Consider the following 23,150-nt stretch of genomic DNA (forward strand, 5'->3'; position numbering starts at 1 on the left):
CGTTCGTTGACGTCAGTCTTGCAGACCTCCGCCGGAGCGGACCCCACGAGGGCGGGCCCACGGTGCGTGGACCCGCCCTCGGGATGCTCCTGCCCTCAGCGCATCACGCGCGGGGCTTCTCCCTCATCTCGAAGGTCTCGATGAGGTCACCCTCACGAATGTCGTTGTAGCTGCCGAGGCCGATGCCGCACTCGAAGCCCTCGCGGACCTCGGTGACATCGTCCTTCTCACGCCGCAGCGACTCGATCGTGAGCCTGTCCCCGATCACGACGCCCTCGCGGGTGACGCGAGCCGAGGCGTTCCTCTTGATGAGGCCGTCCCTGACCAGCGAACCGGCGATATTGCCCCACTTGGACGAGCGGAAGACCTGGCGGACCTCCGCGCTGCCCACGTGGACCTCTTCGAACTCGGGCTTGAGCATGCCCTTGAGCGAGTTCTCGATGTCCTCGATCGCGTCGTAGATGACCGAGTAGTACCGGACGTCCACGCCCTCGTCCGCGGCGAGATCCCTCGCCTTGGCCTCGGGCCGCACGTTGAAGCCGATGACGATCGCATTGTCGACCGTCGCGAGGTTGATGTCGTTCTCCGTGATGGCACCCACACCGCGGTGGATGATCCGGAGGTCGACCTCGTCGCCCACGTCGATCTTGAGCAGCGAGTCCTCGAGCGCCTCGACCGCACCGGACACATCGCCCTTGAGGATGAGGTTGAGCATGTCGACCTTGCCCTCCTCGAGGGCCTTCGTGAAGTCCTCGAGGCTGATGCGCTTGCGGCCGCGGGCCTGCTGTGCCGCACGCTCGGCCGCATCGCGCTTCTCCGCGATCTGGCGGGCCGTGCGGTCGTCCGAGGTGACCAGGAAGGAGTCGCCGGCGCGGGGCACCGAGGACAGACCCAGCACCTGGACGGGACGGGACGGGCCCGCCTCGGACAGCTGCTCGCCGTTCTCGTCGAACATCGCACGGACGCGGCCGTGCGCGGTGCCGCACACGATCGCATCGCCCTGCCGGAGCGTGCCGGACTCGACCAGGACGGTCGCGACCGCACCGCGGCCCTTGTCCAGCTTGGCCTCGATCGCGATGCCGCGCGCGTCCTTGTCCGGGTTCGCCTGCAGGACCAGAGCCGCATCAGTGGTGAGCAGCACGGCCTCGAGGAGATCGTCGATGCCCTCGCGCTTGAGCGCGGAGATCGGGACGAACATCGTCTCGCCGCCGTACTCCTCGGCCACCAGGTTGTACTCGGTCAGCTGCTGCATGACCTTCTGGGGGTTCGCACCCTCCTTGTCCACCTTGTTGACCGCGACCACGATCGGGACCTCCGCCGCCTGGGCGTGGTTGAGCGCCTCGATGGTCTGCGGCATCACACCGTCGTCCGCGGCGACCACGAGGATCGCGACGTCCGTCGACTTCGCACCGCGGGCACGCATGGCGGTGAACGCCTCGTGACCCGGGGTGTCGAGGAACGTGATCGCACGCTCCTGGTCCTCGTGCTGCACCGACGTCTGGTAGGCGCCGATGTGCTGGGTGATGCCGCCGGACTCGCGTCCGGCCACATTGGCCGAGCGGATCGCGTCGAGCAGCTTCGTCTTGCCGTGGTCCACATGGCCCATGACGGTGACGACCGGCGGGCGGGGGGCGAGGTTCTCCTCGTCCTCCTCCACGTCCAGGTCGATGTCGAAGCTCTCGAGCAGCTCGCGGTCCTCGTCCTCCGGCGAGACGATCTCGATCTGGTAGCCGAGCTCCTCGCCGAGCACCTGGAAGGTGCCCTCGTCGAGCGACTGCGTGATCGTCGCCATCTCACCCAGGTGGAAGAGGATGGTCACGAGATTGGTCGGATCGGTGTTGATCTTCTCCGCGAAGTCCGCGAGCGATGCGCCGCGGCGCAGACGCAGCGGCGTGGAGCCGTCACCGCGGGGGACGGAGACGCCTCCCACCGATGGGGTCTGCATCTGCTCGAACTCGGCGCGCTTGGCCCGCTTCGACTTCCGTCCGCGAGCCGGGCGTCCGCCGCCGCGCCCGAAGGCGCCCTGCGTGTTCCCGCGACCGCGACCAGATCCGCGACCGCCGCCGCCGGGGCGCCCGCGACCGGCCGGTGCACCGCCGGGCGCTCCGGGCCCGCCCTGGGCACCGGGCGCTCCGCCGCCGGGACGACCGCGGCCGCCGGGGCCGGGCTTCGCCAGCGCGGAGTTCTTGAGCATGCCGGGGTTGGGCCGCGGCGCACCCGGACGGGGAGCACCGGGTCGCGGCGCACCCGGACGCGGGCCGGCGGCACCGGGCTTCGGGCCGCCCGGACGCGGAGCGGCCGCGCCCGGCTTGGGAGCACCGCCGCCCGGCTTGGGGGCGGGCTTCGCACCGGGCTTCGGCATCCCCTGCGAGGGCGCGAACGGGTTGTTCCCCGGACGTCCGCCGCCGCTGCTGCGGGGCGCACGCGGTCCGGGCTTGGGGCCGGGCTTCGCACCGGGCTTCGGCATCCCCTGCGAGGACGCGAACGGGTTGTTCCCCGGACGGTTCGCGCCGCCCTTGGGGGCCTCGGCCGCGGGCTTGGGGGCCGCCGGCTTCGAACCTCCGGAATCGGAGGCCGCGGACCGCTGCGCCTCGGGAGCCGGAGCCTCCGGGGAGCCGGCCGCCGATGCCTGGGCACCAGGACGGGCCGACTGCTTGGGAGCAGGCTTGGCACCGGGCTTGGGCGCGGTCTTCGCACCCGGCTTCGGCACGGAGCCGGGCTTGGGCGCGGGCCGGGGAGCACCGGGCTTGGCACCGCCGGGCTTGGGCGCACCGCCACCGCCGTCACCGCCCTTGGAGCCGTAGGCCTCCTTCAGGCGGCGCACGATGGGCGCCTCGACCGTGGATGAAGCGGAGCGGACGTATTCGCCCATCTCCTGGAGTTTGCTGAGCAGTTCCTTGCTCGATGTGCCGAGCTCCTTCGCGAGCTCATGGACACGGGGCTTAGCCACTTCTCTCCTGTCCGGGTCCTTCCGGACAGGAAGGACCGCATCAGGGTCGCGCAGTACTCATCTCACTGCTCACGACCGTTTCTCGACGTCATCTCGCGACACTCACTATTCGGTGTCCATTCGGGATACCTGCTTCCTGTGGTCACGTGTCCTCGCCGTCGTGCGCAGGGGCGGGAAGCCCCGGGCTGCGCAGTGCGACGGAGAAGGCCTTCTTCGCGCGCGCCCTCTTCCAGCACGCGGCCGAATCATGGATCCAGGCTCCCCTTCCGGGGAGCCTGCGGGAGGCGTCGACGACGATTCGGGGTTCGTCCGCGGTGAGCACGGCGAGCCGCAGGAGCTGCGACTGGGGTGCCCGTTCACGGCAGGCGATGCACATCCGGATGGGCTCCGTACTGGGGAGCCCCGTGGGACTCTGCACTGCCGACGACACCCGGACAGTCTACAGCACCGCCCCCGGGGCCCGCCTCGGGGGTGATGTGGCGTGCGCGACAGGCCGCGGCCGCGCTGCTCAGCCGGCGGTGATGTCGATCTTCCAGCCCGTGAGCTTGGCGGCCAGGCGGGCGTTCTGCCCCTCCTTGCCGATCGCCAGGGAGAGCTGGTCGCCGGGCACCGTGGCCCTGGCGGAGCGTGCGGCCTCGTCGAGCACCTCCACGGCGAGCACCTTGGCCGGCGAAAGCGCCTGGGTGATGAAGGCGCGGGGGTCCTCCGAGTAGTCGACGATGTCGATCTTCTCCGGTCCGAGCTCGGACATGACCGAGCGCACGCGCGAGCCCAGCTCGCCGATGCACGCGCCCTTCGCGTTCACCCCGGCGCGCATGGAGCGCACCGCCATCTTCGTCCGGTGCCCGGCCTCGCGCGCCAGTGCGGAGATCTCCACCGTGCCGTCGGCGATCTCGGGGGACTCGTGGGCGAAGAGCCTGCGCACGAAATTGGGGTGCGTGCGCGAGAGGGTGATGGCCGGTCCCTTCTGCCCCCTGCGCACGTCCGTGACGAGGGCGCGGATCCGCGAACCGTGCTCGTACGTCTCTCCCGGCACCTGTTCGTGGGGCGGCAGGACGGCCTCGATGTCGCCCACGAGGACCTGCACCATCTGCGGATCGCGCCCCTGCTGGACGATCCCGGAGACGATCTCGCCCTCACGCTCGCGGAAGGAGCCGATCACGCCCTCGTCGGAGACATCGCGCAGCCGCTGGTGGATGACATTGCGCGCGGTCATCGCCGCGATGCGGCCGAAGTCCTCCGGGGTGTCGTCGAACTCTCCGATCGGGTTGTCGTCGTTGTCGAACTCGACCGCCCAGATCGTCGCGGTGCCGGACTTCGTGTCGATCTCCGCGCGCGCGTCCTGCCAGGCGCCGGGCGTGCGCTGGTACGCGAGCAGCAGCGCCTGCTCGATGAGCCCCACCAGGGTGTCGAAGGGGATCTCCTTGTCCGTCTCGATCATGCGGAGAGCGCTCAGGTCGATGTCCATCTCATCCCGTCCTCGTAGCGTGGCCGCTCGTTCGAGCGGCCGGTGGTGGGTCTCACGGCACCCGGCCGCTCGCGCGAGCGCAGGCACCTTCAGGGAGACCACTATATGCGAGCTGACCGGCGCATTCCTCCCGGGCCGCCGGGGCCTCAGCGGAAGGAGACGACGACCTGCGCCCGGCTCACCGCCGCGAACAGTATCCGCACGGGTTCGCCCGCGACCTCCACCTCGAGCTCCGCTCCGGGCTCCTCAGCCGAGGGGGCCTCGCGGACCGCGGTGAGGATCCCCTCGCACTCCGCGGGACGGCCCCCGTCCGGCTCCGCCGCGACGCGCACGCGGCGGCCGAGCGCACGCCGGAAGTGCCGCAGCGTCGTGAGCTCGCGCTCGGCCCCCGGGGAGGTCACCTCGAGGGTGTAGGGCTGCTCGCGCCACAGGACCAGCTCGTCGAGCAGCTCGCTCACCAGGCGGGTGGCCTGCTCGATGTGGTCGAACGACACGGGGTCCGGGGCATCGGAGTCGAGGTCCACCGTGACCGTGACCTTCCGGTGCCTCCCGGCCGCGTGCGCGCGCACCTCCTCCGCCGTCAGCCCGAGCTCGCGCAGCGGTGCGGTGATCTTCTCGCGGATGGCATCTGCCTCGTGTGACATGCGTGGGGCGTCCTCGGTGTGGGGTGGCGGGCCTGCCGGGAATCCTATCGACCTGCGGCTACGATTGTCCCCATGCACGCGCCCTGCCGTCCCGGATCACCAGTGTCAGCGGATCCGACCGCAGGAGCGGCGGCCGCCGCGATGCGCACAGAGGCCTCCCCCACGCGCCGTGCCGTCCTCGCATCCGGCCTGCTCGCAGCCACCGCGCTCCTCGTCGCGGGAACGAGCGGATGCGGCCTCCGCCTCGACCGCGACCCCCGGCTGCCCGCGCTCAGCGCCGCCGATGTGCTGCGCGATGCCGTCGCCCGCACCCTCGCCGCCGCCGAACCCGCCTCGGAACCTGCCGTGCGCACAGGCCTCGAGGCCTTCGCCGCGGCCGTGGGCCCGCCCTGGAACCCGCCGGGAGACCTGCGCACACCGGCGCCGGCGCCCAACCCGGACCCGTCTCCCCTGGCTCCGCTCGAGGCGCTGGCCGAGGCCGTCGGACTCATCGCGCGCACTCTCCCCGATCTCCCTTCCGGTGCCGCGGCCGAGGCCTCCGCCGACGGCGACCGCGAGCGCCGGGCGGCCGCCCGCGACGCCGACGCGCTCGCGGTCCTCGCCGATGTCGCCGCGGGCGCCCTCCTCCACGTGCGCCGCGGCGATGCCGCCGCTGCCGCCGCGCTCACGGCCGAGATCGAGGACGCCGCGGCGGAGGTCCTGCGCTCCCTGGATTCCGGACGGTCCGCGGCCGAGGACGAGGAGGACCGCGCCGGCGAGAGCACCGGGGAGGACTCCCCCGCGGGCGTCCTCGCCGGGCTCGTCACGGCCGCGCGCCAGGCCGAGTACGCCTATGAGCGCGCCGCGGTCCATCTCGGGACGGACTCGCCGGCCAGGGCCGGTGCGGCTGCGCGGATCGCCTCCGCGGCCTCGCTCGCGGCCCAGGCCGGCATCCTCATGCTCCCGCTGTCCCCGCCCGCGGACAGGGCCGCCTGGGAGCTGGGCACCCGGCCGCATGACCACGATTCCGCCCTCCTCGTGCTGCAGAAGGCCGAGGACGGCATCGCCGCGGCGCTGCTGACCGCACGCGCGCAGCTCCCGCCCGCCGCCCTGCTGCACTGGCTCACGGACACCGCCGCGGCGCGGGAGAGAGCCGGGGGGCCGCAGGATCTGCGCGGTGCGGGAACGGGGCTGCGGCACAGGGAGGAGCAGGAGTGAAGGTCCCCGGCGTCCTCTACGAGACGGCGAGCGAGGTCATCGGCAGGCACCACGCCCACGCCTGGACCCGTGCCCTCGACTTCATGCTCATCGAGCTGCTGGACCGCTGGTCGCTCACCTCCGACCCGCAGCCCGGAAGCCCTTGGGCCGGCTGCGAATCCCTCGTGCTGCCGGTCCGCAGCGCGGAGGGCCGGCCCGCGGTCATCCGCTTCGCCGCACCCAACACGGACAACCCGGGGGTGCACGTGCAGATCCTCGAGGCGCTGCGTCGGTGGAACGGACACGGGGCCGTCCAGGTGATCGCCGACGACCCCAGCTTCCGGGCCACGCTGCAGGAGCGCCTGCGCACGGACATGAACCTCTCCGCACTCGCCCTCGACGAGGTGCCGCCGGTCTGGGGCCAGCTCGCACGCGCCCTGCGGGTGCCCGGGATCGACGGGCTCGTGCGCGTCCAGGACATCGCCGCGGGCTGGTTCGACCGCTTCGCCGCCGACACCGAGCTGCTGCGCGACTTCCCCGATTTCACACAGGCCGACTGGTCGCTCGTGAACGCCGCGCGGATGTGGATCGAGAAGCTCGCCCGCCACGAGGACTCGTGGCTGCTGCACGCGGATCTGCACTACTACAACATCCTCGCCGGCTTCCCCGAGCCCGGCGGGCCCGCGACCTGGAAGGCGATCGATCCGCAGCCGCTCACGGGACCGGCCGAGTACATGGTCGCCCCGCTCCTGTGGAACCGCCTCGCCGAGCTCCCCGAGACCCGTCCGCAGGCGCAGGCGGCCTGGCTGCACGCCTTCGCCGCGGAGGTGTGCCGGCAGGCGGGCGTGGACGTCGCGCTGGGCGTGGGTGCGGCGGTCGCGCGCGAGGTGGAGAACCTCTTCTGGTACCTCCGCACGGCCCGGGCCGGGAGCCAGAGGGCCTACGGCGATGCGCGGCGCTCGCTCTGGGTGGCCCGCGCGCTGTCGCAGGTGAGCGTACAGGGCGTGAGCGCGCACCAGCTCAAGCCGCTGGGCTGAGCGAGCGATGGGCCGAGCGGGCGGCGGACCCTCCGGCTCAGAGCACGGAGGCGAGCAGGTCCCAGCCCAGCGTGAGCACGAGCAGGCTCGCGACGACGATGAACACGATGCGGACGAAGCCGCTGCCGAGCCGGATCGCGGTGCGCGCTCCCAGCCAGCCGCCGGCGATGTTGCCTGCCGCCACCGCGAGTCCCAGCGGCCAGACGACGTGCCCGGCGGGGACGAAGAACAGCAGCGCTCCCAGGTTCGTCGCCCAGTTGACGACCTTGCCCGAGGCCGAGGCCTGGAGGAAGCTGAAGCCGAGCAGAGCGACGAAGCCGATGACGAGGAACGAGCCGGTGCCCGGCCCCAGCACCCCGTCGTAGACGCCCACGCAGAAGCCCAGCGCCCAGGCGGTGGCATGGTGCCGTTTCGAGTCCGGCGGATAGCGCAGCATCGCCTCGGCGCCCAGCGAGGGCTTGAGGAGCGTGAAGAGCGCGACCCCCACGATCACGACGAGGATGACGGGGCGGAACACGGCCTCCGGCACCACGGTCGCGAGCATGGCCCCGAGGACGGCGCCCACCAGCGCGAGACCCGCGGCGGGCAGCGCCGCGGACTTGTCGGGACTCACCCGGCGCAGATATGTCGCCGCCGAGACCGTCGTGCCGGCGATCGACCCGACCTTGTTCGTCGCGAGCGCCTGCACCGGAGTGATGCCCGGCACGAGCAGCAGCGCCGGCAGCTGGATGATGCCGCCTCCGCCCACGACCGCGTCGAGCCAGCCTGCGACGAGGCCCGCCGCGAGCAGGAGGAGGACGAGGCCGAGGGTCACCTCGACCCCTCCTTCACCCGAGCCGGTGAGCGCCTCCCCCGCCGCCAGGAGCGGCCCGGCGGCGGACCCGCTCATGCGAGCTGGAAGTCCGTGCGCGCGCTGCCGGCGGCGGCGTAGCCGGCGTCCACATGGCCGATGACGGCTGCCACGGCCCCGTCCACGGGCACCTCGGTGCTCGAGCCGTCCGTGCGGTCCCTCAGCTCGACCGTGCCGGAGGCCAGTCCGCGGCCCACGACGAGCACGGTGGGGATGCCGAGGAGCTCGGCGTCGCCGAACTTCACTCCGGGGCTCGTCTTCGGCCGGTCGTCGAGGAGCACGCGGACGCCCTCGGCCTCGAGCTCGGCGGTGAGAGCCTCCGCGGTCTCGAAGACGGCCGCGTCCTTGCCCGTCGCGACGATGTGGACATCGGCGGGCGCCAGCGGCTGGGGCCAGACGAGACCGCGGTCGTCGTGGTGCTCCTCGGCGATGCAGGCCATGACGCGGGTGACCCCGACCCCGTAGGAGCCCATCGTCACGGTGCGCGCCTTGCCGTTCTCGTCGAGCACCGTGAGCCCGAGGGCCTCCGCGTACCGGGTGCCGAGCTTGAAGACCTGGCCGATCTCCACGCCGCGGGCGAGTTCGAGCTCGCCGGAGCCGTCGGGAGCCGGATCGCCGGGGCGCACCTCGGAAGCCTCGATGGTGCCGTCGGCGGTGAAGTCGCGGCCGAAGACGAGGTCGTAGACGTGGTGGCCGTGCTGGTTGGCGCCCGTGACCCAGCGAGTGCCCTCGACGATGCGGGGATCCACGAGGTAGCGGAGGCCCGAGGCGCCCTCGAGGCCCAGGAACGGCGCGTCGAGGGAGTTGCCGGGACCGATGTAGCCCTTGACCAGCTGGGGCAGGGCGGCGAGGTCGGCATCCGTCGCGGGCTCGACCTGGATCTCACCCTCGCCGAGCACTCCCGTGGCCTCGGCCCGGCCGAGGTCGACCTCGCGGTCGCCGGGCAGGCCGATGACGACGATCTCGCGCTCGCCGGTGGCCTGGGTGACCGCCACGACGACGTTCTTGAGCGTGTCCGCGGCCGTCCACTCGCGGTCCGCACGGGGCTGCAGCTCGTTGGAGGCCGCGACGAGGGTCTCGATCGTGGGGGTGTCCGGGGTCGGCTCGACGTGCGCGGCGGGCGCATCCGCGTGGTCGAGCGCCTCCGGCACGACCGTCGTGACCGCCTCGACGTTGGCCGCATAGCCGCCGGCCGTTCGCACATAGGTGTCCTCGCCCACCTCCGAGGGGTAGAGGAACTCCTCTGTCCCGGAGCCGCCCATCGCCCCGGGGGTCGCCTCGACGATGACATAGGGCAGGCGCAGCCGGTCGTAGATGCGCGTGTAGGCCTCGCGCATCGCCTGGTAGGAGGCATCGAGACCCTCATCCGTGAGGTCGAAGGAGTAGGCGTCCTTCATGATGAACTCGCGGCCCCGGAGCAGGCCGGCCCGCGGACGGGCCTCGTCCCGGTACTTGGTCTGGATCTGGTAGATCGAGAGCGGGAGCTCCTTGTACGAGGAGTACAGGTCCTTCACCAGCAAGGTGAAGACCTCCTCGTGCGTGGGGGCGAGCAGGTAGTCCGCCTCCTTGCGATCCTGCAGGCGGAAGATGCCCTCGCCGTACGCCGCCCAGCGGCCCGACTTCCGGTAGGGCTCGGCCGGCAGCAGCGAGGGGAAGTGGACCTCCTGGCTGCCCGCTCGCTCCATCTCCTGCCGCACGACCGCCTCGATGCGGCCGAGGACCTTGAGCCCCAGCGGCAGCCACGCGAAGATGCCCGGCGCGGAGCGGCGGATGTAGCCGCCGCGGTGCAGCAGCCGGTGGCTCGCGACCTCCGCGTCGACCGGGTCTTCCTTGAGCGTTCGCACGAACAGTGTGGACATGCGCAGGGGCACGGAGGACTCCTCTTCGACACAGGGGATGGGAGAGCGTGAAACTCGCTGAAACTGTATCACCGGCTTAGGCGCCTCGGCCGCTGTGCCGGAGCGTCTGCCATGCGGACCCGCATTGCGGTCCGCAACCCGCCTGACCAGGATGGTGCGAACAGCGTTCCGCCCCCGAGGAGACACCGTGGACACCGATCCGCTCACAGCCGCACCCGCCACCGGGGAGGGGCCCTTCCTCCCGCTCGCAGGCGTGCGGGTCCTCGAGCTCGGCAACTACATCGCCGCGCCCACCGCCGGGCGCATGCTCGCGGACTTCGGCGCCGAGGTCGTCAAGGTCGAGCGGCCCCGGACCGGCGACGAGCTGCGGAACTGGAAGCTGCACACCGGCACGACCTCGCTGCTGTACCGCACGATCAACCGCCACAAGAGGTCTGTCGTGCTCGACCTACGCTCGGAGGCCGGCCGCGAGGCCGTGCTCGCACTCGTCCGCACCTCCGATGTGGTCCTCGAGAACTTCCGCCCCGGCACCCTGGAGAAATGGGGGCTGGGACCCGAGGTGCTCGAGGAGGCGAATCCGGAGCTCGTCCTGGTGCGGGTCTCCGCCTTCGGGCAGACGGGGCCGCTGTCGGCGCGCCCCGGGTTCGCCGCCGTCGCCGAGGCCCACTCCGGCTTCCGCGATCTCGTGGGCGATCCGGACCGGGCGCCCGTGCGCGTGGGCGTGAGCATCGGCGATTCCATCGCCGGGATGCAGGCCGCATTCGGCGCGTGCATGATGCTGTTCGAGCGCGAGCGGCGGCGGGCGGAGATCTCTCCCACAGCTGCCTCAGCTGCGACCGAAGCCGGTGGGACCGCCTCGGCCGCGGTCTCCCCCGCTCCCCCGCTGGCCGAGCGCACCGTCGACGTCGCCCTGCACGAGGCGATGTTCTCCGTGCTCGAATCACTCGTCCCCGACTACTCCGCCACCGGTGTGCTCCGGCAGCGCACGGGCGGCCGCATGGAGGGCATCGCCCCCACCAACGCCTACCTGTGCGCGGACGGCCGGTCCGTCGTGATCGCAGGCAACGGCGACGGCATCTTCTCCCGCTACATGGCGGTGATCGGCCGTTCCGACCTCGGCGAGCGGGAGGACCTGCAGACGAACGCGGGGCGCTGGGCGGCCCGCGACGAGCTCGATGCCGCCATCGGCGCGTGGACGGGCGCACGCACCGTCGAGGAGGTGCTCTCCGCCCTCGACGCCGCGGGGGTGCCTGCCGGTCCCATCCACACCGCCGAGGACCTCGTGGCCGATGAGCAGCTGCTGGCCCGCGACATGATCCAGCGGCGCGACGTCGCTGTGACCGACCACGCCGGCGATGACGGATCCGCGATCCTCCGCGACATCGCCTTCCCCGGCATCACCCCCGTCCTCGGCGGTGCGAGCCTGCCCATCCGCAGCCTCGGACCGGACCTGGGCGCGGACACCGAGGACGTGCTCGCCGGCGCAGGGCTCGACGCAGAGGCGATCAGCCGCATCCGGGAGGAGACCCGATGACCACGTCCCAGCTCCGCGATGTGAAGCTCAGCGATGTGAAGCTCCGCGACGTCACCCTGCGCGACGGGCTCCAGCTCACAGGCGGCGTCCTCGCCTCCGAGACCAAGGTCGAGGTGATCCGCGCACTGCTCGCCGCGGGCGTGCCGCAGCTGGAGATCGGCTCGATGGCACGGCCGGACCTCGTCCCGCCCATGGCGAACACGCTCGAGGTGGTGGCCGCGCTCGGTCCCGCGGAGCTCGAGCGCTCATGGATCTGGGTCGCCACTCCCCGCAATGTCGAGAGGGCAGTGGCGGCAGGCGTCACCCGCATGCAGTACTGCCTCTCCGTATCCGACGCCCACAACAGGGCCAATGTGGGCAGGAGCGCGGAGGAGTCCATGGCCGCCCTCCCCCGGGCCCTCGACATCGCCGCCGAGGCCGGCGCCGAGCTCCAGCTGTGCCTCGCCACCTCCTTCACCTGCCCCTTCACAGGGCAGGTCGATCCCGCGCGGACGCTGGCGCTCATCGCGGACCCGCGGGCGCAGCGCTGCTCAGAGATCGTCGTGGCGGACACCCTGGGGCAGGCTGATCCCGCACAGGTGGGCGCGCTCGTCGCGGCCGCGGACCAAGCGGCACCGGGACACGGAATCGTCTTCCACGGCCACGACACCTGGGGCATGGGGGTGGCGAACACGCTCGCTGCGGCGCAGGCCGGAGCAGTCGCGGTGGACGGCGCGCTGGGCGGTCTGGGCGGCTGCCCGTTCGCACCCGGGGCCTCGGGCAACACCTCGAGCGAGGACATCCTGTTCGCGCTCAAACCGGACTGGCTCACCCCGGAGGCCTTCGCGCGGATCGTGGAGCTGGGCGAGCGGATCACGGCGGAGCTGGGCGAGGCGAGCACTTCGAAGGCCGCGCAGGGGGCGCGCTCGAAGGCCGAGGCCTTCGACTGGGTGGTGCCCTGAGACTGTGCCGCCGGGCCCATTCCCCCCCCGGCCGGCGTCGTCTCCCCCGGCGGTGAGGCACCGCCGGAGCGCCTACAGCCCGAGGAAGTCGCCCACCCAGTTCCTGATCCGCCGCAGCGTGGCGGCGTCTGCGTGCCCCAGGTGCCCGTGCAGCCTCTCGCGCGAGACGACCCGCAGCTGCTCGGTCATCGCCCAGGATGGCCCGGGCAGGCCCGGAACCGGAATGTGGTTGGGCCACCCGCGGTCCACCGAGGTGAGCGGCACGATCACCGCGAGCGTGTCGACCAGCCGAAGATACTCCGAGCCCGCGATGACGACCGCGGGCCTGCGGCCCGTCTGTTCCCGGCCGACCGGTGCATCCAGACTGGCCCAGAGCACGTCCCCCGATCTGAACTCACCCACCGGCAGCCCGATCCCACCAGGCGGTCTCTGCGCGGTACGAGGCCATGTCCTCGGCGCTCGTCGCTGCCGTGGCGCGCTCGAGTTCCGCGAATCGCCGCTCCCGGTCGGCCAGGCCCGCAAGATGCGCGAGGTGCTGACCGAGAGTCCTGCTCTCCGCCGCGGCCTGCTCCTTCAGCCTGTCCCGCAGCTCACGCGGGACCTTGATCGTCGTCGCAGTCATACTCCATGTATACCGGAGAGGGCAGGCGCACGGGAGCGCAACAGAGCCCCGTCCGCGCGCGCGGACGGGGCTCTCCTGCCGGCTTCGGACCCGTGCGGCAGGGCCCGTGCTCAGCGCCTCAGCGGCTGACCTTGCCGAACATGTTCGCCAACGGGGTGAGGAACACCGGGCGGGCGAGGAACCATGCCGCCACCATCACCACGATGGAGGCCGCGAACAGGATGAAGGCGAGCCACGGCGCATCGTCGGAGGCCGCGTACATGTGCTGGAGGTTGCCGAGCCATCCGTGTCCGCCCACCACGGAGCCGATGAACACGAGGAACACGTGGATGACGATGAACCCCAGGAAGAAGACCATCGTGGGGAAGTGGACGGCGCGGGCCAGCGGGGCGGGGTAGATCTTGTTGAGCCTGGACTCGGGGTCCGCCGGCCACACGTTCGACATCCGCAGGCCGGTGAGCAGCGAGAGCGGCGCCGCGATGAACACGACGGTGAAGTACGCGAGCAGCTGCAGTGCGTTGTAGTTCGTCCAGCCCATCTCCGCGGGCCAGTTCAGGGAGGCGTACTGGAGCGCCGAGGAGATCGCATGGGGGAAGACGTCCCAGCTCAGCGGCACGATCCGCTTCCACTGGTCCGTGGAGAACAGCAGGATGTAGAAGACGATGCCGTTGAGCACCCACAGCGCGTCGAAGACGTAGTGGATCCACAGGTTCATCGTGATCTTCTCGGGCGGGCGCTTCGTCTTGATGAGGCCCTTGTTGTTGCGGGTCCAGTGCCCCTTGGGGCGCTGCGTGATCCGCACGAGGATGCCGGTGCGGATGATGAGCAGCATGAAGAAGGCGTTGAGGAAGTGCTGCCAGCCCAGCCATGCGGGCAGGCCGGACTCCACCTCATTGGCAGGGTCCTGCCCCGGGTACCTCTCGACGAAGGCCTCGACGGCGGGGATGCTCCGCAGCCACATCGCGACCCCCACGAGGATCGCGAGCACGACGATGCTGATCCCGGCGATGATCGCGGGCTTGACGAAGGGCTGGAGGTCGAAGCCGCCCGCGGCCTTCTTCTTGTTCTTGGAGGACGTGTTCACGCGCGCCTTCCCTCTCGTGCGGCACGGATCAGGACCGCGCCGGGATGTGTTCGATGTGCGTTTCCTGAAGAGTGTAGCGCCTGCCGTCGAACGGGCGTTAAGTGGCTCACGTGCCCGAGCCCCGCTCCGCCCCCGACCGGGCCGCAGGCGCCTCCGGTAGCATCGCCCCATGCCCGAGCCAGACTTCTCCCCCGAGTCCTCGATGCGCACCGATGTGTGGCTGTGGTCCGTGCGCATGTTCCGCGCCCGCTCCGCCGCGACGACCGCATGCAAGGGAGGGCACGTGCACATCGACGGCCAGCGGGTGAAACCGGCGCAGAAGCTCGTGATCGGCCAGACGGTCCGGGTCCGCACGCCCGGGGGCGAGCGCATCCTCAAGGTGCGCGCGATGCTGCCCACACGTGCGGCGGCGCCCATCGCGCAGCAGTGCTACGAGGACCTCACTCCCCCTCCGGATCCCGCCCTCCGCGCGCCCGTGCCCCGGCGCGAGAAGGGGGCCGGTCGTCCCACGAAGAAGGACCGGCGGGAGCTCGACCGCCTCCGCGGCCGCGACTCGCACTGAGCGACGTCTCCGCTCGCTCCCGCGATCCTGCGCCTCATCCTCGCGGCACTGCACCGAGGCCGGGGTCGCCCGGCAGCGCGCCGAAGACCACGGTGTCGGTCCACTCCCCCTTGCTCCACCAGTCGCTGCGCAGGTGCGCCTCCCGCGTCATGCCTGCCCGCTCGGCCAGGCGCGCCGAGGCCGTGTTGCGGGCGTCCATCTGCGCCGCGACCCGGTGCAGCCCGAGGCCGCCGGCCCTCGGATCGGCGAGGGCAAGTCGCAGGACCGCCGAGACGGCCTCGGCGGCATAGCCCCTCCCGCCCCGTTCGGGATCGAGCACCCAGCCGATCTCCGCGACCCGCCGCTGACGGTCGGTGAGCCACAGCGCCACGTCCCCCACCGGGGTGCCGGCATGCTCGACCACGAGGGCGAGCGCGCCCGCATCCCCCTCGAGCCCCGTTCGCGTACGGCGCTCGGCGAGGCGAGCGGCGGCCTCCTCAGCCGTCCATGGTCCCTCGAGGAGGAAGCGGGCCACGTCCGCCCTCCCGTATATCCGGTGCAGCCAGTCCTCGTCCCCCTCGCGGTGCAGGCGCAGGGTGAGGCGCTCGGTCCGCAGGGGCAGGCGCACGGCAGGGTAGACCGGTCGGACCGCGTGGATGAGCGCGACCGTCTCCCCCGAGGGAGCCGTCCCCTCCGCGCTCCCTGTCTCAGCGAAGCCCGCGCCCGCGAGGACGCGCCGCGAGGCCGCATTGCCCTCGGCCGTGCGCGCTCGCAGCCGATGCAGACCGCAGGAGCCGGCCCAGCGCGCAGCGAGGTCGAGCGCCGCCCGCGCCCGTCCGCTGCCGCGGTGGGCGGGGTGCAGCCAGAAGCCGACCTCGGCCTCTGGCGCACCGTCCTCACCGGCGCACACGTCGAAGAGCACGAGGCTGCCGGCGAAGGCATCCGTGGCCGCATCCGCGATGGCGAGCACGGCGAGGTCGCCGGCGGCGAGCCCGCCTGCGGCAGTGCCCGCGATCATCGCCCGCACGCTCGCCTCGGTGTACTCCGGCTCGGGCAGATGTGCGAACTCCCGCACCGCCGGGTCCGCCGCGCCGGCCGCATAGTCCGCCGCGTCCTCGGGCAGGAGCGGCCGGAGCCGCACGCGGGCGTCGTCGAGGGGCAGCAGCGAGGCATCGAGCATGCGGTTAAACTAACAGTGTGAGTTTTATTGGCGCAAGGCCGGAGGCGGAACCGCGCACAGAACCGGATGCACCGGACAGGGAGGCACCCGCATGAGCTACTGGGAGCATCGGCGGCCGGTGCGGAGGAAGCGCGCACTGGATCCGGCCGACATCGCAGCGGCCTCGGCGGCGCTGCTGGACGCAGGCGGCCTGCCCGCCCTCACGGTGCGAGCCGTGGCCCGCGAACTCGGGGTGGCGGCCGCGAGCCTGTACTCGCGCATCGACTCCGCCGACGACCTCGCCGATCTCGCGCTCGACCACGCGCTGGGACAGGATACGGAGGTGCACCGGACCCTGGCGAGCGACGAGGGCACCGCGGCCGGAGAGCCGCTCCCGGACTCGCCGGGCTCCGGTGAGACTGCGGCAGGCACCTCGTCCGCGCACTCACACGCGGAGCTGCACCGGCTGCTCCTCGCGTATTTCCGGCACCTGCGCAGGCACCCCTGGGCCTGTCAGGTCATCGCCGCACGTCCGCCGCGCGGGCCGGAGTACCTGCGGCTGTCCGAGCGCATGATCGTCCTGCTGGCCCGCAGCGGCACCGCCGACCCGCTGGGCACCGCCTATGCGCTCTCGAACTTCGTCATCGGCAGCGCGACGACGGCGGGCATGGCACCGGCGGAGATGAGCTCCGCGGTCGATCCCGACATCGCACCCGCCTATGCCCGGCTCCACACCGGCCGGGGTGCCGGCCCGGGACGCGGCGACGGCTCCGGTGACGACGGCACAGGCGGCGGTTCTGATCCCGCGCCTGCCGCCGATCCCGAGACCATCGCCTCGGCGGGGCTCACAGCCCTCCTCGCCGGTCTCACCGCTGCGGGCTGAACAGCCCTCCAACCCGCCGAGTGAGCACTTCCTGTCGGAAATCGAGAGTGAAACCTACAGGAACCGCTCACTCGGCGAATCGGCGGGTCAGTACATCACGGTGGCGAAGGTGCCGCGCTGCACATAGCCGGCCTTCTCGTACACGCGCAGCGCAGGGGCGTTGAAGTCGTTCGCGTACAGGCTGACGACGGGGGCCACATGGTGCAGCGCGTGCGCGGACACCGCGACCATCCCCTCGCTCGCGATCCCGCGGCCGCGGAAGTCCGGGTGCGTCCACACACCCTGGACCTGCACGGCATAGGGCGAGCGCACCCCGAGGTCCGCTTTGAACACCACCTGCTCGCTGCGGCCGCGCGCCGGCCAGTCCCGGATCGGGCCGCCGTCCGGTCCCTCACGCGCCGTGACGACGAGGGTCGAACGGTTCTCCACGAGGCTGCGCACCCGGGCCATGTAGCCCGCGGATCCCTGCTCCACCGGGGAGAAGCCCACCTCCTCCGTGAACATCTCCACCGCGGCCGCGAACACCGCCTCGAGGTCGGCGGCCCGCGCGGTCCGCAGCCGGGCGTGCGCGGGCACCCGCGGCTGCCCCTCGCAGACGAGGAGCGGCTGGTCCGGGCGCACGCCCCTGGGCGGCCCCCAGCGCAGCCGCGAGGAGAGGTCCAGCACCCAGCCGGCCTCGCCGATGAGCGAGGTGCTCCACCGCCCTCTGGCATTGAGCAGGCCCGCCATCTCCGCATTCGTCTCCGGGGTGGCCCCGGCCGCGATCACGGAGCCGCCCACCCAGTAGGCGGCGACGGGCGTGCGCCCGGAGAACACGCCGTAGAGGGTGCCCGCGGCCGTCTGCACGTCCGCACTGCCGTTGGTGTGGAGGAGCGTGAGCAGATACGCGTGGTGGGCGGGCGCGGTGAGCAGCAGCCGACCCAGCCAGTCGGTGTGCGTCCGCCGCAGGGGCGCGAGCCGCAGCCCGGTCCGCCCGGGAGCCACCGCCTCGGTCATCCGGTCCTCCGTCCGCGCGTGCTGCCCGACCTCAGCCGAGGATACTGCCTGCGGCCTCAGCCGACGACGACATCGGCCTCGCCGCTGGGCAGGCCGTTCTCCTCCGCGATCCGCATGGCCTCCTCGATGAGGGTCTCGACGATGAGCGACTCGGGGACCGTCTTGATGACCTCGCCCTTGACGAAGATCTGGCCCTTGCCGTTGCCGCTGGCCACGCCCAGATCCGCCTCGCGCGCCTCGCCGGGGCCGTTGACGACGCAGCCCATGACCGCCACGCGCAGCGGCACCTCGAGCCCCTCGAGCCCGGCGGTGACCTTCTCCGCGAGGGTGTAGACGTCGACCTGCGCGCGCCCGCACGAGGGGCAGGAGACGATCTCCAGCTTCCGCGGGCGCAGGTTGAGCGATTCGAGGATCTGGTTGCCCACCTTGACCTCCTCGACGGGCGGCGCGGACAGCGAGACGCGGATCGTGTCCCCGATCCCCTCGCTCAGCAGGGCGCCGAAGGCCGTCGCGGACTTGATCGTGCCCTGGAAGGCCGGACCGGCCTCCGTCACGCCCAGGTGCAGGGGCCAGTCGCCCTTCTCCGCGAGGATCTCATAGGCGCGCACCATGATGACGGGGTCGTGGTGCTTGACTGAGATCTTGAAGTCGAAGAAGTCGTGCTCCTCGAACAGCGAGGCCTCCCACATCGCCGATTCCGCGAGCGCCTCCGGGGTGGCCTTGCCGTACTTCTCCAGCAGGCGCTTGTCGAGCGAGCCGGCGTTGACCCCGATGCGCAGGGAGACTCCGGCGGCGGCGGCCTCCTTCGCGATCTGGCCCACCTGGTCGTCGAACTTGCGGATGTTGCCCGGGTTCACGCGCACCGCCGCGCAGCCGGCCTCGATCGCCCGGTACACGTACTTGGGCTGGAAGTGGATGTCCGCGATGACCGGGATCTGGGACTTGGCCGCGATCGCCGGCAGCGCCTCGGCGTCATCGGCCGAGGGGCAGGCCACCCGCACGATGTCGCAGCCCGACGCCGTCAGCTCCGCGATCTGCTGCAGGGTCCCGTTGATGTCCGTCGTCTTCGTCGTCGTCATCGACTGGACGGAGACGGGGTGATCGGAGCCGACGCCCACGCTCCCCACCCGGATCTGCCGGGTCCTCCGCCTCGGCGCCAGGACCGGCGGAGGCGCGGCGGGCATGCCCAGATTCACGGCTGTCACTGATCGAGTTCCCTTCGTCGTGCGAGTCGGCGGCCCCTGAGGTCCGCGTGCGTGGGGAGGACTGCGCTCCATGCTACTCCCCGGCCGGAGTGCGCCTATCCGTAAAGTCGCAGGGGCTTCACGATGTCCACATAGAGGAGCAGCAGCGTCATCCCGAGGAAGGCCACGACGACCGCATAGGTGAGCGGGAGCAGCTTCGCGGTGTCGAACGGCCCCGTGGGGCCCCGCCCGCGGATCCTGCTGATCCGTCTGCGCGCGCCCTCGTAGATGGCCACCGCGATGTGCCCGCCGTCCAGCGGCAGCAGCGGGACCATGTTGAAGGCGAAGAGGAACAGGTTGAGCGAGGCGAGCAGCCCGAGGCCCGACTGCACCTTGTCGACGACCTCGACGTCGACGACGGTGCCCGAGGCGGTCTCGACCTCGTCGGTGGAGACGATCTCGCCGGCGATCCGGCCCACGCCCACGAGCCCCACGGGGCTGTCCTCGGGGCGCTCGGCATCGGAGAAGGCCACCTCGGCCACCTCGGCGAGCTTGGCCGGCAGGGTGACGAGGGCGCGGAACGTGAGCCCCACGGCCTCCACCGTGCGCTCCGCGAACTGCGCCGGGGTCTGCCGCTCGTACTCCTGTGTGGGGCCGATGCCGAGGAAGCCCGCCGGCTCCGTGACGATCTCCCCGTCCTCGCCGAGGACGGGCTCGCCGTCGGCGTCCTCGACGGGCCGCTCCGTCTCCATGATGGGGACGTCGAGGGTGAGCCGCTCGCCGCCGCGCTCGAGCACCACCGGCACGGTGGACCCGGCACGGTCCCGGATCGTCTCCGAGAGGGTGTCCCAGTCCTCCGTCGCCACCCCGTCCACCGAGACGACGGTGTCACCGGGCTGCACGCCGAGCTCCCACGCCGGGGTCAGCGGATCCGATTCGAGACAGCCGGCGTCCTCGGGCCGCTCCGCGGCGGTCTCGGCTGGCACGGCGCATTCCACCACCGTCTGCACCGTCGTCGTCGGCGCGGGTGCCCCGATGCCCATGAGGCTGATCGCGAAGATGCCGATGCCGAGGACGAGGTTCACGCACGGCCCGCCGAACATGACGACGAGCCGCTTGGGCACGCTCAGCGCGTAGAAGCTGCGGTGCTCCTCTCCCGGTGCGAGGTCCTCGTTGGAGAACTCCCGGGCATCGGCGACCGTCCGGGCGAGGAAGCGCGGCGAGCGCGGAGCCCGGTCCAGGGCCTCCGGCGGCGGGTACATGCCGGGCATGCTGATGAACCCGCCCAGCGGCAGCGCCTTGACCCCGTACTCCGTCTCCCCGCGCACACGGGAGAACAGCGTGGGGCCGAAGCCCACCATGTACTTCGTCACCTTCACGCCGAACCGCTTCGCGGGGACGAGGTGGCCGAGCTCGTGCAGGGCGATCGAGGCCGAGATGCCCGCCAGGAAGAGCAGCACCCCCAGCGCGTAGAGCAGGACCGTCATGCGCGTGCGGCTCCCCCGGTGCGGGTCTCCGCGCGGATTCCGGCGGCGCTCCGGTCCGCCGCCCAGGCCCCGGCGAAGGCCCGGGCGCGGGCATCGGCGGCCAGCACCGTCTCCCGGGTCAGCGGGACCGCCCCGGCCGCCTCCTCGCGGGCGTGCTCCGCGAGTGCGTGCTCCTCGAGAGCCGCCGCGATCCCCTCGGCGATCCCCGTGAAGGGCAGGAGGCCCTCGTGGAAGGAGTCGACGAGGACCTCGTTGGCGGCGTTGAGGACGGCGGGGTGCGTGCCGCCGCGCGCGCCGGCCGCGATCGCCAGACCCAGGGCCGGGAAGGCCTCGTGATCGACGGGCTCGAAGGTCCACTGCGCAGCCCGCGTCCAGTCGTTCGCCATCGCTCCCGAGGAGAGGCGCTCGGGGCCCTCTGCCCCGCCCAGCGCCGCCCCCAGCGCGTAGGCGATGGGCAGCCGCATGTCCGGCGGGGAGACCTGGGCGAGCGTCGACCCGTCCGTGAACTGCACCATCGAGTGGACCTGGCTCTGCGGGTGCACGACGACCTCGATGTCCTCGATCGGCACGCCGAACAGCAGGTGCGCCTCGATCACCTCGAGGCCCTTGTTCACGAGGCTCGCGGAATTCGTCGTGATGACCCGCCCCATGTCCCAGGTGGGATGAGCCAGCGCCTGCTCCGGGGTGACGGACTCCAGCTGCGCCCGGGTGAAGCCGCGGAACGGGCCGCCCGAGGCCGTCACCACGAGCTTGGCGACCTCACCGGCCCGGCCGGCGCGCAGCGCCTGCCAGATCGCCGAGTGCTCGCTGTCGACCGGTATGAGGGCCGCACCCGAGTCCGCGGCGGCCTCCAGCACGACCGGCCCGCCGATGATGAGGGACTCCTTGTTCGCGAGCGCCACGTCCGTGCCCTGCTCCAGCGCCGCGAGCGTCGGGTCGAGACCGGCCGCACCCGTGACCGCGTTGAGGACGACATCGGCTTCGAGCGCGGCGATCTCCGCGGCCGCGGTCTCCCCGAGCCGGATCGACTCGACGCGGTCGGGCAGGCCCAGCCGTGCGGAGGCGGAGGCGAGTGCGGCGCGGACGGCTGCCTCGGCCTCCGCACCGGTGAGCTCTGCGGGAGGGCGGGCCAGACCCACGGCCACCGCCCCGAACTCGATGGCCTGTGCGGCCAGCTCCCCGAGATCGCTGCCGGCCGCGAGCCCTGCCACGCGGAAGCGGTCGCGGTGGAGACGGACCACATCGCGGGCCTGGGTGCCGACCGAGCCTGTGGCACCGATTACACTGATCACTCGTACAGTCACAGTGCCCGATCCTCTCACCCGTTCCTTGGGAAACCGTGATGGGAGGGGGGCGGCGTGACCGAGGCGACGCGGTGCGGAGCCGGAGACAGCGATGGAAGCAACGAAGGGAGCGCCGCAGTGGCGGTCAGCAAGGGAAAGACCCTCTCACCGGACGAGATCCTCGGCATCGACCAGGTGTTCGAACAGGACGACCTGGACTGGGCGGGTGTGGTCCGCAGCTGGCTGGACGAGCACGTCCGCGAGCAGATCGGCGACTGGTACCTCGAGGGGACGATCCCCGCACGCGAGCTCGCCGAGGGCCTGGGCGAGCTGGGTGTGCTCGGCATGCACCTCGACGGCTACGGCTGCGCGGGGTCGACGGCGACGCAGTACGGCCTGGCCTGCCGCGAGCTCGAGGCGATCGACTCCGGTCTGCGCTCGCTCGTGAGCGTCCAGGGCTCGCTCGCGATGTTCTCGATCCACCACTGGGGGTCCGAGGAGCAGAAGGAGGAGTGGCTGCCGCGGATGGCCGCCGGGAAGGCGATCGGCTGCTTCGGCCTCACCGAGCCGGATGTGGGCTCGGACCCCGCCGGGATGAAGACCCGCGCGACCCGCGACGGCTCCGACTGGGTCCTCAACGGCGCGAAGATGTGGATCACCAATTCGCCCGTCTCCGATGTCATGGTCGTGTGGGCGAAGACCGATGACGTCAACGAGAAGACCGGCGAGAAGGGCCTCGTGCGCGGCTTCGTCGTCCCCACCGACACCCCCGGCGTCGAGGTGCCCGAGGTCAAGCGCAAGATCTCGCTGCGGGCCTCGATCACCGGTGAGATCGTGCTCGACAACGTCCGGCTGCCGGAGTCCGCCATGCTGCCGAAGGCCTCCGGGCTCCGGGGGCCGCTGTCCGCGCTGTCCGAGGCGCGCTTCGGGATCGTCTTCGGCGTGACGGGTGCTGCCCGCGATGCGCTCGAGGAGGCGCTGCGGTACACGGACTCGCGCATCCAGTTCGACCGCCCGCTGTCCTCGTTCCAGATCAGCCAGCAGAAGCTCGCGAAGGCCTTCGGCCAGTACTCCTCCATCACGCTCACCGCCGCGCACATCGGGAAGCTCAAGGACTCCGCTGCCGGCGTGCGGCCCGAGCAGATCTCGCTGGGCAAGATGGTGAACGTGGACACCGCCATGAACGTGTGCCGGGACCTGCGTGCGCTGTTCGGCGGCTCGGGGATCACGAGCGAGTACTCGCCCCTGCGCCATGCGGTCAACCTCGAGACCGTGCTCACCTACGAGGGCACCCACGAGGTCCACCAGCTCACGCTGGGCCGGGCCATGACGGGCATCAACGCCTTCGCGAACTGAAACACCCCCTCCCCACTCTCCCTCTCCCCCTCCCGCCCCCCGGGTGAGCGGTTCCTGTCGGTCTGTGCACGCAGAACCGACGGGAAGCGCTCACTC

General features: G+C 71.9%; 21 protein-coding genes. 7 read left to right on the plus strand and 14 right to left on the minus strand.

Features of this window, described 5'->3' with window-relative positions; all coding sequences use genetic code 11:
- Positions 1-103 precede the first annotated feature (103 nt).
- The 4 genes from infB to K318_RS22070 all read right to left on the minus strand — a co-directional run bounded on the left by infB (position 104) and on the right by K318_RS22070 (position 5,062).
- Entirely contained in the window at positions 104-2,950 is a 2,847-nt protein-coding gene (gene infB / locus K318_RS0113845; RefSeq protein ID WP_029089914.1) for a translation initiation factor IF-2, read from the minus strand.
- Between the two features lie 142 nt (positions 2,951-3,092).
- A complete protein-coding gene (locus tag K318_RS0113850) occupies positions 3,093-3,380 on the minus strand; it encodes a YlxR family protein (protein ID WP_211233339.1) in 288 nt (95 codons plus the stop codon).
- 78 nt (positions 3,381-3,458) lie between these two features.
- Positions 3,459-4,418 carry a transcription termination factor NusA gene (gene nusA, locus K318_RS0113855; RefSeq protein WP_029089916.1) on the minus strand — a complete coding sequence of 320 codons (960 nt, stop codon included), beginning with the start codon at positions 4,416-4,418 and terminating at the stop codon, positions 3,459-3,461.
- Positions 4,419-4,564: 146 nt separating this feature from the next.
- Positions 4,565-5,062 (minus strand): ribosome maturation factor RimP, encoded by a 498-nt coding sequence (locus tag K318_RS22070; RefSeq protein WP_051298038.1) that lies wholly within the window; start codon positions 5,060-5,062, stop codon positions 4,565-4,567.
- 102 nt (positions 5,063-5,164) lie between these two features.
- Here K318_RS22070 and K318_RS0113865 point away from each other — a divergent pair, with 102 nt between their 5' ends.
- Both K318_RS0113865 and K318_RS0113870 read left to right on the plus strand, forming a co-directional pair.
- The gene (locus tag K318_RS0113865) at positions 5,165-6,259 is read left to right on the plus strand and encodes a hypothetical protein (RefSeq protein WP_029089917.1); all 1,095 of its coding nucleotides are present in this window, start codon (positions 5,165-5,167) and stop codon (positions 6,257-6,259) included.
- Positions 6,256-7,275, plus strand: coding sequence for an aminoglycoside phosphotransferase family protein (locus K318_RS0113870; protein WP_029089918.1), 1,020 nt, complete (start codon positions 6,256-6,258; stop codon positions 7,273-7,275). The genes K318_RS0113865 and K318_RS0113870 overlap by 4 nt, the downstream gene beginning before the upstream one ends.
- A gap of 37 nt (positions 7,276-7,312) precedes the next feature.
- Here the strand turns inward: K318_RS0113870 and K318_RS0113875 are convergent, their stop codons facing one another.
- The gene (locus tag K318_RS0113875; RefSeq protein WP_051298039.1) at positions 7,313-8,164 is read right to left on the minus strand and encodes a TSUP family transporter; all 852 of its coding nucleotides are present in this window, start codon (positions 8,162-8,164) and stop codon (positions 7,313-7,315) included.
- Positions 8,161-9,996: a proline--tRNA ligase gene (locus tag K318_RS0113880; RefSeq protein ID WP_029089920.1), complete on the minus strand. Its 1,836-nt coding sequence runs from the start codon at positions 9,994-9,996 to the stop codon at positions 8,161-8,163. Before K318_RS0113880 ends, K318_RS0113875 begins: the two co-directional genes overlap by 4 nt.
- A 175-nt stretch (positions 9,997-10,171) precedes the next feature.
- Between K318_RS0113880 and K318_RS0113885 the strand changes: the two genes are divergently transcribed.
- Both K318_RS0113885 and K318_RS0113890 read left to right on the plus strand, forming a co-directional pair.
- Positions 10,172-11,518, plus strand: a complete 1,347-nt coding sequence (locus tag K318_RS0113885; RefSeq protein ID WP_051298040.1) for a CaiB/BaiF CoA transferase family protein — start codon at positions 10,172-10,174, stop codon at positions 11,516-11,518.
- Positions 11,515-12,459, plus strand: coding sequence for a beta/alpha barrel domain-containing protein (locus K318_RS0113890; RefSeq protein WP_211233340.1), 945 nt, complete (start codon positions 11,515-11,517; stop codon positions 12,457-12,459). Before K318_RS0113885 ends, K318_RS0113890 begins: the two co-directional genes overlap by 4 nt.
- A 72-nt stretch (positions 12,460-12,531) precedes the next feature.
- Here the strand turns inward: K318_RS0113890 and K318_RS0113895 are convergent, their stop codons facing one another.
- The 3 genes from K318_RS0113895 to K318_RS0113905 form a co-directional block, all read right to left on the minus strand.
- A complete protein-coding gene (locus tag K318_RS0113895) occupies positions 12,532-12,861 on the minus strand; it encodes a type II toxin-antitoxin system PemK/MazF family toxin (RefSeq protein ID WP_035282106.1) in 330 nt (109 codons plus the stop codon).
- Positions 12,854-13,081: a hypothetical protein gene (locus K318_RS22075; protein ID WP_051298041.1), complete on the minus strand. Its 228-nt coding sequence runs from the start codon at positions 13,079-13,081 to the stop codon at positions 12,854-12,856. Before K318_RS22075 ends, K318_RS0113895 begins: the two co-directional genes overlap by 8 nt.
- Positions 13,082-13,199: 118 nt before the next feature.
- On the minus strand, positions 13,200-14,165 hold the full coding sequence (locus tag K318_RS0113905) for a cytochrome b/b6 domain-containing protein (protein WP_029089924.1): 966 nt from the start codon (positions 14,163-14,165) through the stop codon (positions 13,200-13,202).
- Between the two features lie 169 nt (positions 14,166-14,334).
- Between K318_RS0113905 and K318_RS0113910 the strand changes: the two genes are divergently transcribed.
- On the plus strand, positions 14,335-14,727 hold the full coding sequence (locus K318_RS0113910; RefSeq protein ID WP_029089925.1) for an RNA-binding S4 domain-containing protein: 393 nt from the start codon (positions 14,335-14,337) through the stop codon (positions 14,725-14,727).
- 34 nt (positions 14,728-14,761) lie between these two features.
- Here K318_RS0113910 and K318_RS22080 read toward each other — a convergent pair whose 3' ends face one another.
- Positions 14,762-15,886, minus strand: a complete 1,125-nt coding sequence (locus tag K318_RS22080; protein WP_051298042.1) for a GNAT family N-acetyltransferase — start codon at positions 15,884-15,886, stop codon at positions 14,762-14,764.
- A 91-nt stretch (positions 15,887-15,977) separates the two neighbouring features.
- On the opposite strand from K318_RS22080, the gene K318_RS22085 reads away from it, so the two are divergent.
- Entirely contained in the window at positions 15,978-16,748 is a 771-nt protein-coding gene (locus tag K318_RS22085; RefSeq protein WP_051298043.1) for a TetR/AcrR family transcriptional regulator C-terminal domain-containing protein, read from the plus strand.
- Between the two features lie 87 nt (positions 16,749-16,835).
- Here the strand turns inward: K318_RS22085 and K318_RS0113925 are convergent, their stop codons facing one another.
- The 4 genes from K318_RS0113925 to dxr all read right to left on the minus strand — a co-directional run bounded on the left by K318_RS0113925 (position 16,836) and on the right by dxr (position 21,719).
- Entirely contained in the window at positions 16,836-17,744 is a 909-nt protein-coding gene (locus K318_RS0113925) for a GNAT family N-acetyltransferase (protein ID WP_029089927.1), read from the minus strand.
- A 56-nt stretch (positions 17,745-17,800) separates the two neighbouring features.
- Positions 17,801-18,949, minus strand: coding sequence for a flavodoxin-dependent (E)-4-hydroxy-3-methylbut-2-enyl-diphosphate synthase (gene ispG / locus K318_RS0113930; protein ID WP_029089928.1), 1,149 nt, complete (start codon positions 18,947-18,949; stop codon positions 17,801-17,803).
- Between the two features lie 95 nt (positions 18,950-19,044).
- Complete coding sequence (locus K318_RS0113935; protein WP_029089929.1) at positions 19,045-20,415, minus strand: M50 family metallopeptidase; 1,371 nt, start codon at positions 20,413-20,415, stop codon at positions 19,045-19,047.
- On the minus strand, positions 20,412-21,719 hold the full coding sequence (gene dxr, locus K318_RS0113940) for a 1-deoxy-D-xylulose-5-phosphate reductoisomerase (protein WP_029089930.1): 1,308 nt from the start codon (positions 21,717-21,719) through the stop codon (positions 20,412-20,414). The genes K318_RS0113935 and dxr overlap by 4 nt, the downstream gene beginning before the upstream one ends.
- A 117-nt stretch (positions 21,720-21,836) precedes the next feature.
- Between dxr and K318_RS0113945 the strand changes: the two genes are divergently transcribed.
- Positions 21,837-23,054, plus strand: a complete 1,218-nt coding sequence (locus tag K318_RS0113945; RefSeq protein ID WP_029089931.1) for an acyl-CoA dehydrogenase family protein — start codon at positions 21,837-21,839, stop codon at positions 23,052-23,054.
- Positions 23,055-23,150 lie beyond the last annotated feature (96 nt).

Source organism: Brevibacterium album DSM 18261 (assembly GCF_000426445.1).
In the GTDB taxonomy this organism is placed as follows: Bacteria; Actinomycetota; Actinomycetes; order Actinomycetales; family Brevibacteriaceae; genus Brevibacterium; species Brevibacterium album.